Consider the following 16,726-nt stretch of genomic DNA (forward strand, 5'->3'; position numbering starts at 1 on the left):
CTCCGGTGGCCTCCGGTGCCTTGTGCTGCACCTCCGGTGCCCTTCGGAACAACGCAGGACGGCGGGGCCCTACGCCCGTGGGCCCCGCCGTCCTCCCACGCTCACCCTCCGGCGCGCGCCGACGGGCCGGCGTGCGGACGGGCACCGCCGCGCCGGCCCCGCCCGCGAGCGGACCTCAGCCGCCCAGCCGGTCCACCGCCGTGACCCGCAGGACGGCGCGGCCCTCCTCGTCCGATCCGTACAGGTCGACCTCGGCGCTGATGCCCCAGTCGTGGTCGCCCTCCGGGTCGTCGAAGATCTGCCGCACCCGCCAGGCGGAGTCCTCCTCCTCGATGATCAGCATCTTCGGGCCGCGCGCGTCCGGACCGGTACCGAGGTCGTCGTACTCCTCCCAGTACCCGTCCATCGCGTCCGCCCAGCGATCCGCGTCCCAGCCGTACTCGCCGTCGAGCTCCGCGAGTTCCTCGTAGTGCTCCAGCGCGCAGAGCTCCACCCGGCGGAACATCTCGTTGCGCACCAGCACCCGGAAGGCCCGGGCGTTGGCCGTCACCGGCGCCGGCTTGTCGTCCAGCGCCACCTCGGCGGCCTGCGGGTCGGTCGGGTTGGCCAACTGCTCCCACTCGTCCAGCAGGCTGGAGTCGACCTGGCGGACCAGCTCGCCCAGCCAGGCGATGACGTCCCTGAGGTCATCGGTCTTGATGTCGTCGGGGACGGTCTGCTCCAGCGCCTTGTACGCGCCGGCCAGGTAGCGCAGCACGATGCCCTCGGTGCGCGCCAGCTCGTAGAAGCCGACGTAGTCCGAGAAGGTCATCGCCCGCTCGTACAGGTCGCGGACCACGGACTTCGGCTGCAGCTGGTGGTCGCCGATCCACGGGTGCGCCCGGCGGTACACCTCGTAGGCGTGGGTGAGCAGTTCCTCCAGCGGCTTCGGGTAGGTGATCTCCTGGAGCCGCTCCATCCGCTCCTCGTACTCGATGCCGTCGCGCTTCATCTCGCCGACGGCCTCGCCGCGCGCCTTGTTCTGCTGCGAGGCCAGGATCTGGCGGGGGTCGTCGAGCGTCGCCTCGACCACCGAGACCACGTCCATCGCGTAGGAGGGCGAGGCGGGGTCGAGCAGCTCGAACGCGGCCAGGGCGAAGGTGGAGAGCGGCTGGTTGAGCGCGAAGTTCTCCTGGAGGTCCAGGGTGAGCCGGACGATCCGGCCCTCGGCGTCCGGCTCCGGCAGCCGCTCGACGATGCCGCCCTCCAGCAGCGAGCGGTAGATGGCGATCGCGGAGCGGATGTGCCGGCGCTGGGCGGCGCGGTCCTCGTGGTTGTCGGTCAGGAGCTTGCGCATCGCCTCGAAGGCGTTGCCCGGCCGGCCGATCACCGAGAGCAGCATCGCGTGGCTGACCTTGAACCGGGAGACCAACGGCTCCGGGTCGGCGGCGATCAGCCGCTCGAAGGTCTCCTCGGACCAGCCGACGAAGCCCTCCGGCGCCTTCTTGCGGACGATCTTGCGCTTCTTCTTCGGGTCGTCGCCGGCCTTGGCGACCGCCTTGTCGTTCTCGATCACGTGCTCCGGCGCCTGCGCGACGACCTGCCCCACGGTGTCGAAGCCGGCCCGGCCGGCCCGGCCGGCGATCTGGTGGAACTCCCGGGCGCGCAGGATGCGCACGCGGGTGCCGTCGTACTTGGACAGCGCCGTGAACAGCACCGTGCGGATCGGCACGTTGACGCCCACGCCGAGCGTGTCGGTGCCGCAGATCACCTTCAACAGGCCCGCCTGGGCGAGCCGTTCGACCAGCCGCCGGTACTTGGGCAGCATGCCTGCATGGTGCACGCCGATGCCGTGGCGCACGAACCGGGACAGGTTGCGGCCGAACTTGGTGGTGAAGCGGAAGTTGCCGATCAGGTCGGCGATGGCGTCCTTCTCCGCCTTCGAGCACATGTTGATGCTCATCAGCGACTGCGCCCGCTCGACCGCCTCCTTCTGCGTGAAGTGCACCACGTAGACCGGTGCCTGACCGGTCTTCAGCAGCTCTTCCAGGGTGTCGTGCAGGGTGGTGCGCCGGTACTCGTAGAACAGCGGGACCGGCCGGGTCGCGGAGCGCACCACGGTGGTGGCCCGCCCGGTGCGGCGGGCGAGGTCGTCCTCGAAGCGGCGGACGTCGCCGAGCGTGGCGGACATCAGCAGGAACTGCGCCTGCGGCAGTTCGAGGAGCGGGATCTGCCAGGCCCAGCCCCGGTCCGGCTCGGCGTAGAAGTGGAACTCGTCCATCACCACCTGGCCGATGTCGGCCCGGTGCCCGTCCCGCAGCGCGATCTGCGCCAGCACCTCGGCGGTGCAGCAGATGATCGGGGCGGTCGGGTTGACGCTCGCGTCGCCGGTCATCATGCCGACCTGCTCGGTGCCGAACACCTTGCAGAGGTCGAAGAACTTCTCCGACACCAGAGCCTTGATCGGCGCGGTGTAGAACGTCCGCTTGCCCTCGGCCAGCGCCGCGAAGTGCGCGCCGGCCGCCACCAGGCTCTTGCCCGAGCCGGTCGGCGTCGCGAGGATCACGTTGTTCCCCGACACCAGCTCGATCAGTGCCTCCTCCTGCGCCGGGTACAGCGTGATCCCGCGCTCCTCCGCCCAGGCGGCGAACGTCTCGAAGAGAGCGTCGGGGGTGGCGGGCTTCGGCATCAGGTCAAGGAGGGTCACCCGGCTATCTTGCCTGCTCGCCGCCGCCCCGGGCAAAGCCCGCCCCTTACCGGCCCCGCCCCGGCGACACCGGGCCGGGCCGTGCGCGCCACCGCGCGGGAACGGTGGGCGGGGCGCCCACCGGACCGAGGCCCTGGCAGTGCTCGCCGACGATCGCCCGCTGCGCCGTCCGCCACGCGATGCCGACGCGCGATGCCGACGCGCGATGCCGACGTGCGAGGCCCGCAGCGGGCGATGCCCGCTTGGGGTTCGGATCCGGTCTCTTCGCTCGGCGCCCACCTGCCGGCCCGTCGCCGGTGTTGGCGGGCTGGGAGCCGCCTCGTAGCCTGCCATCGGGGCCTCACCGTGTGCCGCGACGCACATTGCCCGGGCCGCGCCGGACGTGCCAGAGTGCCGACCATGGCCCACCGCACCGCGCCCGAACCGCCCGCCCTCGTCCCCGCGGCCCCGGAAGAGGTGCCCGCCCCGGGCGCCGTCTTCGACTGGCTCGACGAGACGGCCGACCTGCGCGCCCGCGCCGGCCTGACCCGCACCCTGCGCAGCCGCCCCGCCGACGACCCCGTGATCGACCTCGCCGGCAACGACTACCTCGGGCTCACCCGGCACCCCGCCGTCACCCGGGCCGCCGCCGACGCCGCGCTCCGCTGGGGTGGCGGCGCCACCGGCTCCCGCCTGGTCACCGGCACCACCGCCCTGCACACCGAACTCGAAGGCGAACTCGCCGAGTTCTGCGGCGTGGAGGCGGCCCTGGTGTTCTCCTCCGGCTACACCGCCAACCTGGCCGCGCTCACCGCGCTGACCGACCCCGACACCCTGATCGTCTCCGACGCCTACAACCACGCCTCGCTGATCGACGGCTGCCGGCTCGCCCGCGGCGACGTCCACCGCGCGCCCCACGACGACCCCGACGCCGTCCGCGCCGCCCTCGCCGGACGGACCCACCGGCGCGCCCTGGTGGTGACCGACTCCGTCTTCTCCGTCGACGGCAACGCCGCCCGCCTGCCGGAACTCTCCGCCGCCGCTCGGGCCCACGGCGCCGCCCTGCTGGTCGACGACGCGCACGGGCTCGGCGTCCTCGGCCCCGGCGGCTCCGGCGCCCTGGCGGCCGCCGGCCTGGCCGGCGAGCCGGACACCGTCGCCACCGTCACCCTGTCCAAGTCGCTCGGCTCCCAGGGCGGCGCGGTCCTCGGCCCGCGCCGGGTCATCCGCCACCTGGTCGAGACCGCCCGCACGTTCATCTTCGACACCGGCCTCGCGCCGGCCGCCGCCGGCGCCGCCCTCGGCGCGCTGCGCCTGCTGCGCGCCGAGCCGCACCGCGCCGAACGCGCCCGCGAGGTCGCCCGCACCCTCGCCGACCGGCTCACCGCCGCCGGCCTGCAGGCCTCCGCCCCGGACGCGGCGGTCGTCTCGGTGCGCGCCCCCGGGCCCGAAGCCGCGGTCGCCTGGGCCGCCGACTGCCGCCGGGCCGGACTCGCCGTCGGCTGCTTCCGTCCGCCGTCCGTCCCGGACGGCGTGTCGCGCCTGCGCCTCACCGCTCGTGGTGACCTGACGGATGCTCAGATCGCTGACGCGGTGCGGACCATCGCCGCGCTCGCCCCGGCCGGAGCGCACCCGGCCTGAGCCGGGGACGGAGTGGGGCCCCGGGGCCGGTCGGCCCCGGCGCCCCGCGCCGGCTTCGCGGTCCCGCTCAGAGTCCGGCCAGCTCCAGCAGGAACGCCGTCTCCGTGTCCCGCCGGCCGGCTGCGGCACGCGGGACGGCCACCATCACCGCGCCCACCCGGCACCAGGCGAGCACGCGTTCCGGGTCCGAGCCCGGAACCCTCGCCGCGAGGGCTGCGATCCGCCGCTCCAGTCCGGGCCGGTCGGCGACTCCGTCGATCGCCCAGTCCACCAGGTCGAAGTCCGGATCCCCGAGCGACGGCCGGGGATCGATCGCGACCGGCCCGGCCGGGCCGTCCAGGACGTTGCCCGGGTGCAGGTCGCCGTGGACCAGCGCCGTCGGGCCGCCGTCGGCCAGCTGCGCGGCGAGCGCCCGGGCCCGACCGATCGCCGCGGCCGTCGCGGCCCCCGGTGCCCCGTCCGCACCCGGTGCCCCGCCCGACACCCGCCGCTCGGTGAGGTCGAACAGGAACCCCACGCGCTCCGCCAGCGTCCCCAGCGCGAGCCCGGCCACCGGCACCGACCGCAGTGCGCCGAGCAGCGGCGTCACCTCCTCCGGGTGCCACACCCGCTGCCGCAGCGTCGTGCCGGGCGGCACGTCGGCCAGCAGCAGGGCGCCCGCGGTCGGGTCCTCCTCCAACACCCTTACCACCGAAGGGAGTCCGGCCCAAGCCCGTAGCGCCACCGCCTCCTGCCGGGCCACCTCGGGGTCGGGGGTCAGCTTCAGCCAGACGCTCGCCCCGCCGTCTCCGGCGGACCGATCGTCCCCGGGCCCGTTCCCGCCGTCCCGGAATCCGTCTCCGCCGTCCCGGATCCCGTCCCTGCGCGTACAGCGGAAGACCCGGGCCGTCCCGCCCCCGCCCGCCGCGCGGACCGTCAGGCCCCAGCGCCCGGCCAGCTCCGCCACCAGGCCCGGCAGCGCGTCGCACCAGGCCTGCGCCGACGCGCCGAACCGCACCGCCAACCGTGCCCGCACGTCCGCCGGCACCGCTGCCACGTCCGCCGGCACGGCGGTCTCCGCCGCCGACGCCCCGTCCACTCCCACCGGAACCCCTCCGCTCCGCCCAACCGCCCCGGCACCGCACGGCACCGCACGGCACCTCGATGCACCGCGCACCCGTGCCCGGGCACCGCACCCCAGGGCGCGTCCGATCGAATGATCGAATGATCGAAAGCCATCAGCCTACGCGGCTGCCCAGCCCGAGTGATCAGGATTTCCGCGCCCGGCTGGGCTGCACGCGCCTCGGCTCACCCGCAGCCTTCGGATGGTCCGGCGGGTACGGCAGCTCGCCCAGCCCCTCGTCGCGCAGCTGCCGCTCGTACAGCTCCAGCAGCCGGTCCAGCCGGAACGCCTGGTCGTCCATCTCCGCCTGCAGGTCGCCGACCTCGGCGAAGCGGGCGGGCAGCGTCCGCAGGTCGAAGTCCTCCGGCGCGGCGTCGTCCAGCTCCTCCCAGCGCAGCGGCGCCGAGGCCGTGCCCCGCGGCCGGGCGCGGAGCGAGTACGCGGACGCGATGGTCCGGTCCCGGGCCATCTGGTTGTAGTCCACGAAGATCCGCTCGCCGCGCTCCTCCTTCCACCACGCCGTGGTGACCCGGCCCGGCAGGCGCTGCTCCAGCAGCCGGCCCAGTGCGATCACCGCGTGCCGCCCGTCGGTGAACGTCCACCGCGGCTCCAGCGGCACGTAGACGTGCAGGCCGCGCCCGCCCGAGGTCTTCGGCCAGCCGCGCAGCCCGAACTCCTCCAGCAGCCCCCGCAGCTCGTGGGCGGCCCGCACCGCGTCGCGGAAGTCCGTCCCCGGCTGCGGATCGAGGTCGATCCGCAGCTCGTCCACGTGGTCGGTGTCGGTGCGCCGCACCGGCCAGGGGTGGAAGGTCAGGCAGCCCAGGTTGGCGGCCCAGAGCACCGCGGCCGGCTCGGTCGGGCAGATCTCGTCCGCCGAGCGGCCGCTCGGGAAGCTGATCCGCGCCGTCGGCAGCCACTCCGGCAGGCCCTTCGGTGCGCGTTTCTGGTAGAAGAACTCGCCCTCCACCCCGTCCGGGAACCGCTGCAGGGTGGTCGGCCGGTCCCGCAGCCCGCGCAGCACCCCTTCGGCGACCGCCAGGTAGTACTGCGCGACGTCCATCTTCGTGAACCCGCGCTCCGGGTAGTACACCTTGTCCGGATTCGACAGCCGGACGCTGCGCCCGGCGACATCCAGTTCCACGGCCGATCCCGATCCCATGCCATTCACGCTAAGCGCGCCCGGCCCGACGCGCGCCCCGGAACGGTTGGCGCGAGGATCGGAGCCATGGACCTGCCCGTGATGCCGCCGGTGGCACCGATGCTCGCCAAGTCGGTCGCCAAGATCCCGCCCGGGATGCAGTACGAGGCCAAATGGGACGGCTTCCGCACCATCGTCTTCCGCGACGGCGCCGAGGTGGAGCTCGGCAGCCGCACCGGCAAGCCGCTGACCCGGTACTTCCCCGAGGTGGTCGACGCGCTCAAGCGCGAGCTGCCGCCCCGCTGCGTCCTCGACGGGGAGGTGGTCATCGCCCGGGACGGCCGGCTGCGCTTCGAGGAACTGCTGGAGCGGATCCACCCGGCCGCCAGCCGGGTGCGGATGCTCGCCGAGCGGACCCCCGCGTCCTTCGTCGCCTTCGACCTGCTCGCCCTCGGTGACCGGTCCCTGCTCGACGAGCCGCTCTCGGCCCGCCGCGCCGCCCTGGAGGAGGCCCTGGCCGGCGCCGCCGACCCGGTCTTCACCGCCCCCGCCTCCACCGACCGCGACGTGGCGCAGAGCTGGTTCGCCGAGTACGAGGGCGCCGGCCTCGACGGCGTGGTCGCCAAGCCGCTCGACCAGCCCTACCGCCCGGGCGAGCGCACCATGTTCAAGATCAAGCACGAGCGGACCGCCGACTGCGTGGTCGCCGGCTACCGCGAGCACAAGAGCGGTCCGGTCGTGGGCTCCCTGCTGCTCGGCATCAACGACGCCGAGGGCCGGCTCCAACACGTCGGCGTCTGCGCCGCCTTCTCGATGGCCCGCCGCCGCGAACTCGCCGAGGAGCTGGCCCCGTTGCGGATGGACGACGCCACCGGCCACCCCTGGGGCGGCTGGGCCGACGAGGCCGCCCACGCCGATGCCCGGCTGCCCGGCGCGGTCAGCCGGTGGACCGGCGGCAAGGACCTCTCCTGGGTGCCGCTGCGCCCGGAGCGGGTGGTCGAGGTGGCCTACGACCACATGGAGGGCACCCGGTTCCGGCACACCGCGCAGTTCCGCCGCTGGCGCCCCGACCGGACGCCGGAGAGCTGCACGTACGCGCAGCTGGAGGAGCCCGTCTCCTACGACCTGGCACGCGTCCTCGGCGGCTGACGGCTCACCCGGGCCCTCCCCCCCCCGGGCCCACCCCGCCCGCGCCCGCCGGCCCGGACCGTCCACCCCGCCCGCGCCCGCCGATGCGCCCCGGTCCGGACCCCGTCGCGGGGCCCGGACCGGGACGGCTCGGGCGGTCAGGTCTCCGCGAGCGCCGGGCTGGAGGCCGGCGCGGACGGCGACCCGCTCGACGGCGCGACCGGCAGCGAGTACACGTTCCCCGGCGAGACGATCTCGGTGATCGCCTGCGCGAACAGCGTCGAGGGCGCCGAACCCCGGTACGCGATGTCGGTGTTCAGCAACACCACCAGCGTCGCCTGCGCCGACGGCAGGTAGACCGCCACGCTCTGGTAGCCCGGCAGCGAACCGTTGTGCCCGATCCAGCCGTGGTTCACGAACACCCCCAGCCCGTAGCCGAGGCCCGGATCGCCCGACGGCGGGGTCTGCAGCCGCTCGGCCTGGGTCGCCGGCTTCAGCAGCGTGCCGGTGGCCAGGACCTTCGCCCATTTCTGCAGGTCGGGAAGGTCCGAGATCATCGCTCCCGCGGCCCAGCCCCAGGACGGGTTCCAGTCGGTGGCGTCCTCGATCGCGCCGCTCTGCGTCTGGTTGGTGTAGCCGCGGGCGTGCGGCTGGGGGAACGCCGCGTCGACCGGGAAGACCGTCCGGCCGAGATCGGCCGGCTCGAACACCTGCTGTTCCAGGAAGGCGCCGAGCGGCTGTCCCGAGACCTTCTCCACCACCAGGCCGAGCAGGATGGTGTTGGTGTTGGAGTACTCGAAGTCCGTGCCCGGCGGGAAGTCCGCCGGGTGCGCGAAGGCGTAGGAGAGAAGCTGCTGCGGCGTGAACTCCCGGTGGGGGTCGGCCAGCAGGGCCTGCACGAAGCCCTGGTCCGAGGTGTACGGGAAGAGGCCGCTGCGCATGTTCGCGAGCTGGCGCAGGGTGATCGCGTCCCCGCCGGGCACCTCCGGGACGTACTTGGAGATCGGGTCGTCCAGACCGACCCGGCCCTGGTCGACCAGCCGCAGCACCCCGGTGACGGTGAAGGTCTTGGTCTCGCTGCCGATCCGCATGTTCAGCCCGGTCACCATCGGGATGCCCGCGATCTTGTCGGAGACCCCGAAGGCCCGGATGTAGCTGTCCCGGGGGGTGGTGAGCGCGACCATCACGCCGGGAACGGAGGCCTGGTTCAGCACCCGCTGCACCGCGGCGTCCAGCCGGGCCGTGACGGCCGGGGTCAGCTCGGCCACGGTACCCGGGGCCGAGGGCGAGCCCGAGGTCGACGGGGAGAACGTCGGCGAGCCGGTGGGGGAGACGGTCGGTGAGGGGCTGAGCGCGGCGGGCACGGCGGTGGCCGTCCCCGCGGTCGCCGTCCCGGGCTCGGCACCGCCGGAGCAGCCGGCGCCGGCCAGTAAGCCGGCCACACCCACCGCCGCCGCGGCCGCCCGCCCGGTACGGCTGCGGAGTGCGGGGGACGGGCGTCGTCGTGGACTCGTCATCGTCGAGGCGCCTCTCTGGGCTTCTTCGGGGCCTGGGCCCCGCCGGGCCGGGACTTCTCGGGGCCACGACCTCTCGGGGGCCCCGCCGTGCGCTCCTCCCGGGCTGGACGGACCCGGAGCCCCGGCCGGACGGCGCCGGAGCGGCGCTCCACGAGGCCGTGGGGGAGCGCTCCCGACCGTATGCGCGCCGCGGAGCGGCCGCGCGCCGACCGCCGCGCGGCTCGACCGAACGGACCCAACCCTCAGCCGCCCGCCCCAACCCCGCTGGCGCCCCCGCGGCGGACTCCGTACGGGGTGAGCGGACTGCGCAGCGGGCGGACGAGCAGGCCCTCCGGTCGGGCGGCCCTCCGACGCCCAGTAGGGTGCCGGACGGGGGCCGGGGCAGGTCGCACGCGGGACGCGGCACCCGCCGGCGCCGAACGGGCGCGTGCCGGGCGAGCCCGCGGGAGGGGAGGCGGACTTGTTGCACTGCGAGGCGGTCGGCAAGCGGTACGGCGCCGGGCGGTGGATCCTGCGCGACGTGGACCTGCGGATCGCCCCGGGAGAGGTCGTCGCCGTCACGGGCGGCAACGGCTCCGGCAAGTCCACGTTGCTGCGGATCCTGGTCGGCGTCAGCCGGCCCACCACCGGCCGCGTCACCGGGCGCCCGCGCGAGATCGGCTACGTGCCCGACCGCTTCACCGCCCACGAGCGGCTCACCGCCGCCTCCTACCTGGCCCACCTGGGCCGCATCCGCGGCCTGTCCACCGCCGCGGCCCGCGACCGGGCCGACCTGCTGGTCGACCGGCTCGCCCTGGTCGGCGGCCGGGAGGCGCCGCTGCGCACGCTCTCCAAGGGCAACGCCCAGAAGGTGGCGCTCGCGCAGGCGCTGCTCGTGCCGCCCGGGCTGCTCGTCCTCGACGAACCCTGGTCCGGGCTGGACGCCTCCGCCCACGGCGTGCTGGGCGAGCTGATCGACGAGGTCGCCGCCGACGGCGGGGCCGTGGTCTTCACCGACCACCGCGAGGCGGTCGCCGCCGCCCACGCCGGCCGCGGCTACGCGGTGGCCGGCGGTCGGCTGACCCGGTACGGGGGCACCGGTGCCGCCGGGCGTGCATCCGTCGCCGGCGCGACGGACACCGAGGAGGTCGTCGAGCTGGTCCTGACCGCTCCTCCGGCCGGCGCGGTCCCGGCGGGGCCGGACTGGGCCGTCCTGCCCGGCGTCCTGCCGGCGCCGCACCCCGCTCCCCACACTGCTCCGCACATCGCTCCTCCCACCACTCCGGGCTCCACCCCGCGCGTCGACGGCGACCGGGTGGTCCACGTGGTCCGGGCCTACCGGCGGCACTCCGACGGCGCGCTCCTCGCCGCGCTCCACCACGGCTGGTCGGTGCGGTCGGTGCGGTCGGTCGGGGCGGTGCGGACCGTCCCACCGACGCATGGCGAGAGGTCCGCCACCGAGGCCGGAAGGGAAGACCGGTGACCGCGATCGTCCGCTACCTCTCCACCACCCTGCTGCTCTCCCAGCGCTACCTCGCGCCGGTGCTGGTCTTCACCGGCCTGGTGACCGTCCTGACCAGCAGCGACGCCGGCCCGCTGACCGCCACCTACGGCGCGTCGGCGGGCGCCATGCTGCTCGCCGCCACGTGGCTCACCACCACCCTCGTCGGCTTGGAGGACCGCGCCCACCGCGCCGTCCTGGTCGTCAACGCCGGCGATCCCCGTCGCGTGCTGCTCGGCTCCGTCTGCACCGCCGTGCTCTGGTGCCTGCCGCTGACCGCGGCCGGGCTCGTCCTCCCGCTCCTCGTGGGCACCCACCGGCCCACCGGCGCCGACCTGCTGCTCGGCACCGAGGCCCAGTTGACCTGCGCCGTCACCGGTACGGCGGTGGGCCTGCTCTGCTCCCGGCTGGTCTTCCGCCGCCAGGGGCACGCGCTGCTGACCGCCCTCGGCCTGCTGCTCGGGCTGACGGTGGCCAAGGGCCTGCCGCCGGTCAACGTGCTGCTCTCCGACCTGGCGACCACCCCGCGCTCGGCCGACCTGCTGACGTCCGGCGCCGGCCTGCTCGCCCTCGCCGCCGGCCTGCTCGCCGGCGCCGCGGCACTCGCCCACGCCGTCCACGCGCGCCGGAGCTGAGGCGGCGCGGCGTCCCGACGTCCGTCGCGTCGCTCGCGTCGTGCTGCACGCGTCGCCCGGCCGCACGCGCCGCCGGGCCGTGCGCCCCGGCCATCCCCGGCCGTACGCCGCCGCGCCCCGCGCGCTCGGCCGAACGAGTGGCCACCGGCACGCCGCGGGCCCCGCGCGCCCCTGCTCGGGCACGATCGTTTAGCCCAGCTGTGGCGGCCCTTAAGAATTCCTCGATGGACCGCACCCGCTCCCACCAGGCAGATTGCTGCGTGCCCGGTGCGAGGCAGGCGGCAGCCGCCACCCGTCGGGCCCCGTCGGCCTGCCCACCGCAGGCCGCCCCCCTCGTGCGTCAGGAGCCGTCGCAGTGAAGGCACTCGTCAAGCAGAAGTCCGAGCCCGGGCTCTGGCTGGTGGACGTCCCGAAGCCGGTCATCGGCCCGGGCGAGGTGCTGATCAAGGTGCTGCGCACCGGTATCTGCGGCACCGACCTGCACATCCGCAACTGGGACGGCTGGGCGCAGCAGACCATCAGCACCCCGCTCGTGCTCGGCCACGAGTTCGTCGGCGAGGTCGCCGAGCTCGGCGCCGGCGTCACCGACATCTCCGTCGGCGACCTGGTGAGCGGCGAGGGCCACCTGGTCTGCGGCAAGTGCCGCAACTGCCTGGCCGGCCGCCGCCACCTCTGCCGCAACACGGTCGGCCTCGGCGTCGGCCGGGACGGCGCCTTCGCCGAGTACGTGGCCCTGCCGGCCTCCAACGTCTGGGTGCACCGGGTGCCGGTCGACCTCGACGTGGCCGCGATCTTCGACCCGTTCGGCAACGCCGTGCACACCGCGCTCTCCTTCCCGCTGGTCGGCGAGGACGTGCTGATCACCGGTGCGGGCCCGATCGGCATCATGGCCGCGGCGGTCGCCAAGCACGCCGGCGCGCGCAACGTGATGATCACCGACGTCTCCCCGTACCGCCTCGACCTGGCCCGCGAGGTCGGCGTCACGCTCGCCCTGAACGTGGCCGAGCACACCATCGAGGAGGGCCAGCAGAAGCTCGGCCTGCGCGAGGGCTTCGACGTCGGTCTGGAGATGTCCGGCCGCCCCGAGGCGATGCAGTCGATGATCGCCAACATGACCCACGGCGGGAAGATCGCCATGCTCGGCCTGCCCGCCGAGCAGTTCCCGGTGGACTGGGCGTCCGTCGTCACCTCGATGCTCACCATCAAGGGCATCTACGGCCGCGAGATGTTCGAGACCTGGTACGCGATGTCGGTGCTCCTGGAGGGCGGACTCGACCTCTCGCCCGTGATCACCGGCCGGTACGCCGCCTCCGACTTCGAGGCCGCCTTCGACGACGCCGCCAGCGGCCGCTGCGGCAAGATCATCCTCGACTGGACCGCCTGAGAAGGCCTCCGGACCGCCCGAGACCGTCTGACACCCTGTAGGGAGACACCGTGTTCGACAACGTGCGCGCCGACATCGCCGCCACCCTCGACGAGATCCGCGAGGCCGGCCTCTTCAAGCCGGAGCGGGTGATCGGCACGCCGCAGAGCGCCGCCGTGACCGTCACCGGCGGCGGACGCCCGGGCGAGGTGTTGAACTTCTGCGCCAACAACTACCTCGGCCTGGCCGACCACCCCGAGGTGCTCACCGCCGCCAAGGACGCCCTCGACCGCTGGGGCTACGGCATGGCCTCGGTCCGGTTCATCTGCGGCACCCAGGACGTGCACAAGGAGCTGGAGGACCGCCTCTCCGCGTTCCTCGGCCAGGAGGACACGATCCTCTACTCGTCCTGCTTCGACGCCAACGGCGGTGTCTTCGAGACCCTCCTCGACGACCGTGACGCGGTGATCTCCGACGCCCTCAACCACGCGAGCATCATCGACGGCATCCGCCTCTCGAAGGCCCGCCGCCACCGCTACGCCAACCGCGACCTGGCCGACCTCGAGCAGCAGCTCAAGGAGACCCAGGACGCCCGGCGCCGGCTCATCGTCACCGACGGCGTCTTCTCCATGGACGGCTACGTCGCCCCGCTGCGCGAGATCTGCGACCTCGCCGAGCGCTACGACGCCATGGTGATGGTGGACGACTCGCACGCCGTCGGCTTCGTCGGCCCCAACGGGCGCGGCACCCCCGAGCTGCACGGCGTGATGGACCGCGTCGACATCATCACCGGCACCCTGGGCAAGGCGCTCGGCGGCGCCTCCGGCGGCTACGTCTCGGCGCGCCGCGAGATCGTCGCCCTGCTCCGCCAGCGCTCGCGGCCGTACCTGTTCTCGAACTCGCTCGCCCCGGTGATCGCGGCGGCCTCGCTGAAGGTGCTCGACCTGGTCGAGCGCTCGACCGAGCTGCGCGAGAAGCTGGCCGCCAACACGGCGCTGTTCCGCTCGAGGATGACCGAGGCCGGCTTCGAGATCCTGCCGGGCGACCACCCGATCGCCCCGGTGATGATCGGTGACGCGGCCAAGGCGGGCCGGCTCGCCGAGCTCCTGCTGGAGCGCGGCGTGTACGTGATCGGCTTCTCGTTCCCGGTCGTCCCGCACGGCCAGGCCCGGATCCGGGTGCAGCTGTCCGCGGCGCACTCCACCGAGGACGTCGAGCGCGCCGTGGCGGCCTTCGTCGACGCGCGCGCCGCGCTGGGGGAGTAGCCGCCCCCGAGCTCCACCCGGGGCTCACCTGCGAACGCCCGCGGCCCGTCCGCCGCGGGCGTCCCCCGACGCCCGTGGCCCGTCCGCCCGGAACCGGACGTGCCACGGGACCAAGCCGCCGTGCGGCGGAGGCCGGACCGGTCCGCCTCCGACGCACGGCACACCAGACCACCTGCCCCACCCTCCCGCCGGGAGTGGGAAGTCGGCCCGTCCGACTTCCCACTCCCAAGGCGGCAGCGGTGGGCGTCGTGCTTCCGGGGCCTCCCGGCGTCCGCCCGCCGAGCGCGCGGCGTCTCGCGGGCCACCCGGGCGGCGCCGCCCGGGGTGCGGGGTGGGCGCCGACGGCCGAGAGTCGGCAGGAAGGCCGGGCGACCGCCGACCCGCGACCGCGGGCCGGCGCACGGGCCCGGATCCGGGCACCCGCGTCGGCGCCGTCCACCGGATCGGGCCCGCGGGCGCGGCGAGAGGAGCGGGATGCCCCCGAGCAGGGCGGTGCCGGGATCCACAGCCGGATCCCCGCCCGGGCTGCGCCGGGTCAGGGCCCCCGCCGTGCTCGTCTCCTGCTGGGTGGTGGCACTCGCGGCGACCGCTGCCGCCACCTGGACCACCCTGGGCGACGCCGCCGGGGACCGGCCGGCACTTCCGCTGCCGGTCGGCGCCTGGCCCTCCACCGCCACCCGGGTCGGCCTGCTGATCGCCGCCCTCGCCGCCGTCACCGTGCTCGGCGCTCTGATCGGCCGCAACCCGCCGCCCGGCGCCCGCGCCCCGGGCGGGCTCTGGCCGCTCGCCGCCGCGGTGTTCCTGATCAGCGCCGAGCTGCGCGGTCACCCCGCCGACGCGGTGCTCGGCGTGACCACCGCCGCCCTCGTCCTGCTCGATCTCCTGCCACGCGGGCTTCTGCCACGCAGTCGTCGGCCCCGCGGACTCCGGCCACGCCGGGCCCTGCTGCACCGGGGCTCGCCCCACCGAGGCTGGCCCCACCGAGACTGGCCCCACCGAGGCCGGCCCCACCGGGGCTCGTCGCCGGACGGCCCGGAGTGCCGTCCTCCCACCAGGCCGCACGCCTTCCCGTGCGGCGTGGCGCTCGGCGTCGCCATCGCGCTGCACCCCGCCCTGGTGCTGTTCGCCGCGGCCCTCCCGCCACCGCCCGCCGGGCGGCCGACCACCCGCCTCGCCCGGTCGGCCCCCGCCCTGACCGCCCTCGCCGTGGCCGCCCTGCTCCTCGCCGTCGCGCAGCTCGCCGACCCCGCCACCGCCAGCGCGTTCCGCCACCGGCCGGCCGACCACGGCGCCATCGGCGACCCGGGCAACGAGACCGCACTCGGCGTGCTGACCCGCCTCGGCCTGCACGGCCCGCCGGTCGTCGCCCTCTGGATCGCCGCCGCCGCGACCGCAGCCGTGCTGGCGGTGCGCCGCGGCCGCGCCCTGGCCCGCGACCGCCAGCACCTGCTCGCCGCCGGCGTCGTCGGCTGCGCCACCCTGATCGTCGCCCCCGTCGCCGGCCCGGCCGACCTCTGCTGGCTGCTGCTCGCCGCCACCGGCCGCCTCGGGCGCCGCCCCGAGGACCGCGCCCTCTGGCCGGTCGTCGCCGTCACCGTCGCCCTGCTGCCCAGCACTCTGCTGGACCCCGGCATCGAACCGGTCAGCGGCTTGCTGCTCCGCAAGGCCCCCACGCTGCTGGCCCTCGCCGCCGCCACCGCCCTGCCGTTCCGCCGGCGCGACGACCCGCTCTGGCATCTGTCCCGCACCCCCGCCCCGCCCCCGCAACGCCGGCCCCTGCTGCGCGGCGTGCCGATCCTGCCCGCGCGGCTGCGAACGGTGTCGCGTCCGAACCTCGTCCTGGAACTGGTCCTCATCCAGGTCGGCTACGGCGTGTACTCCTACATCCGCAACGCCGTCCCCGACCGCGTCGCCACCGCCACCGACCACGCCCGTTCCCTCTACGGGCTGGAGCAGACCCTGCAGCTGGACATCGAGCCCGCGATGAACGGCTGGTACCTGCGCAGCGGAGACGACCTGATGCGCGCGGCGCAGCAGTACTACACGACCATGCACTTCACGATGGTGCTGCTGGTCCTGGTCTGGCTCTACACCCGGCACCCGGTCCGCTACCGCACCGGCCGGACCGTCCTGTTCGCCGCCACCGGCCTCGCGCTGCTCGGCTTCTGGGGCTACCCGCTGGCTCCGCCCCGCCTGGTGCCGGAGCTGGGGCTGCGCGAGAACCCGGCCGGCGCGCCGGAGGAGGCCCCGCTCGGAGCGTTGACCGCGCTCACCAACCAGTACGCGGCGATGCCGTCCCTGCACATCGGCTGGGCCTGCTGGTGCGCGCTCGCGGTCGCCACCACGACGCGCCGCCGCTGGCTCCGGGCGGTGACGCCGCTGTATCCGGTGGTCACCTTCGCCGTGGTGGTGGCCACCGCCAACCACTGGGTGCTGGACGCGGTCGGCGGGGTGGCGGTGCTGCTGGCCGGCTGCGTGGTCCAGTACGCGCTGACGGGCAGGCTGCTGCTGGACCGGGAGCCGGCTCTCCCGGTGCCGCGGCCGGTGCCCACCGCCGCCCCGGTGGACGGGTTCGCGGCCCGCGACCGGCCCGACCCGCCGAGTCGGCCCGGGGGGCCCGGCGGGCCCGGCGGGCCGGGTGGGCCGGGTGGCCCGGGTGGGCGCCGAACCGGTCCGCCCGAGCGGCCGGACCGCGGGGACGGCTGACGGGTCCGAGCCGGCGCGCCCGCCGCCGCCCCCCGCCCCCCGCCCGCCGCCCGCAGCCCCCGCCCTCACCGGCGATTCCGCACAGT

The 16,726-nt window shown here is 75.2% G+C and carries 11 protein-coding genes; 7 read left to right on the plus strand and 4 right to left on the minus strand.

Going from position 1 to position 16,726, the window contains the following annotated elements; translation table 11 throughout:
* Positions 1-175 precede the first annotated feature (175 nt).
* The gene (locus tag MCM47_RS30160) at positions 176-2,668 is read right to left on the minus strand and encodes a DEAD/DEAH box helicase (RefSeq protein ID WP_255753013.1); all 2,493 of its coding nucleotides are present in this window, start codon (positions 2,666-2,668) and stop codon (positions 176-178) included.
* Between the two features lie 417 nt (positions 2,669-3,085).
* On the opposite strand from MCM47_RS30160, the gene MCM47_RS30165 reads away from it, so the two are divergent.
* Complete coding sequence (locus MCM47_RS30165; RefSeq protein ID WP_238864888.1) at positions 3,086-4,306, plus strand: 8-amino-7-oxononanoate synthase; 1,221 nt, start codon at positions 3,086-3,088, stop codon at positions 4,304-4,306.
* 67 nt (positions 4,307-4,373) lie between these two features.
* On the opposite strand, the gene MCM47_RS30170 is transcribed toward MCM47_RS30165, so the two are convergent.
* Both MCM47_RS30170 and ligD read right to left on the minus strand, forming a co-directional pair.
* A complete protein-coding gene (locus MCM47_RS30170) occupies positions 4,374-5,390 on the minus strand; it encodes an aminoglycoside phosphotransferase family protein (RefSeq protein ID WP_238864889.1) in 1,017 nt (338 codons plus the stop codon).
* 163 nt (positions 5,391-5,553) lie between these two features.
* Positions 5,554-6,567, minus strand: coding sequence for a non-homologous end-joining DNA ligase (gene ligD / locus MCM47_RS30175; RefSeq protein ID WP_238864890.1), 1,014 nt, complete (start codon positions 6,565-6,567; stop codon positions 5,554-5,556).
* A gap of 66 nt (positions 6,568-6,633) precedes the next feature.
* Between ligD and MCM47_RS30180 the strand changes: the two genes are divergently transcribed.
* On the plus strand, positions 6,634-7,695 hold the full coding sequence (locus MCM47_RS30180; RefSeq protein ID WP_238864891.1) for an ATP-dependent DNA ligase: 1,062 nt from the start codon (positions 6,634-6,636) through the stop codon (positions 7,693-7,695).
* A 137-nt stretch (positions 7,696-7,832) separates the two neighbouring features.
* Here the strand turns inward: MCM47_RS30180 and MCM47_RS30185 are convergent, their stop codons facing one another.
* A complete protein-coding gene (locus MCM47_RS30185) occupies positions 7,833-9,116 on the minus strand; it encodes a serine hydrolase (protein ID WP_238864892.1) in 1,284 nt (427 codons plus the stop codon).
* A 538-nt stretch (positions 9,117-9,654) separates the two neighbouring features.
* On the opposite strand from MCM47_RS30185, the gene MCM47_RS30190 reads away from it, so the two are divergent.
* The 5 genes from MCM47_RS30190 to MCM47_RS30210 all read left to right on the plus strand — a co-directional run bounded on the left by MCM47_RS30190 (position 9,655) and on the right by MCM47_RS30210 (position 16,640).
* On the plus strand, positions 9,655-10,653 hold the full coding sequence (locus MCM47_RS30190; protein ID WP_238865086.1) for an ATP-binding cassette domain-containing protein: 999 nt from the start codon (positions 9,655-9,657) through the stop codon (positions 10,651-10,653).
* Positions 10,650-11,306, plus strand: coding sequence for a hypothetical protein (locus MCM47_RS30195; RefSeq protein ID WP_238864893.1), 657 nt, complete (start codon positions 10,650-10,652; stop codon positions 11,304-11,306). Before MCM47_RS30190 ends, MCM47_RS30195 begins: the two co-directional genes overlap by 4 nt.
* 355 nt (positions 11,307-11,661) lie before the next feature.
* Complete coding sequence (tdh, locus tag MCM47_RS30200; RefSeq protein ID WP_238864894.1) at positions 11,662-12,690, plus strand: L-threonine 3-dehydrogenase; 1,029 nt, start codon at positions 11,662-11,664, stop codon at positions 12,688-12,690.
* Between the two features lie 50 nt (positions 12,691-12,740).
* Entirely contained in the window at positions 12,741-13,934 is a 1,194-nt protein-coding gene (locus tag MCM47_RS30205; RefSeq protein WP_238864895.1) for a glycine C-acetyltransferase, read from the plus strand.
* A gap of 474 nt (positions 13,935-14,408) precedes the next feature.
* Positions 14,409-16,640, plus strand: a complete 2,232-nt coding sequence (locus tag MCM47_RS30210) for a phosphatase PAP2 family protein (protein ID WP_238864896.1) — start codon at positions 14,409-14,411, stop codon at positions 16,638-16,640.
* The last annotated feature ends 86 nt before the right edge of the window (positions 16,641-16,726 follow it).

Origin of the sequence: Kitasatospora sp. A2-31, from assembly GCF_022288725.1 — a bacterium.
Taxonomy (GTDB): Bacteria; Actinomycetota; Actinomycetes; order Streptomycetales; family Streptomycetaceae; genus Kitasatospora.

Bases quoted from the DNA above. Each gene is read 5' to 3' on its own strand.
- MCM47_RS30160 (WP_255753013.1), bottom strand. From the start codon at position 2,668: ATGCCGAAGCCCGCCACCCCCGACGCTCTCTTCGAGACGTTCGCCGCC.
- MCM47_RS30165 (WP_238864888.1), top strand. From the start codon at position 3,086: ATGGCCCACCGCACCGCGCCCGAACCGCCCGCCCTCGTCCCCGCGGCC.
- ligD (WP_238864890.1), bottom strand. From the start codon at position 6,567: ATGGGATCGGGATCGGCCGTGGAACTGGATGTCGCCGGGCGCAGCGTC.
- MCM47_RS30180 (WP_238864891.1), top strand. From the start codon at position 6,634: ATGGACCTGCCCGTGATGCCGCCGGTGGCACCGATGCTCGCCAAGTCG.
- MCM47_RS30210 (WP_238864896.1), top strand. From the start codon at position 14,409: ATGCCCCCGAGCAGGGCGGTGCCGGGATCCACAGCCGGATCCCCGCCC.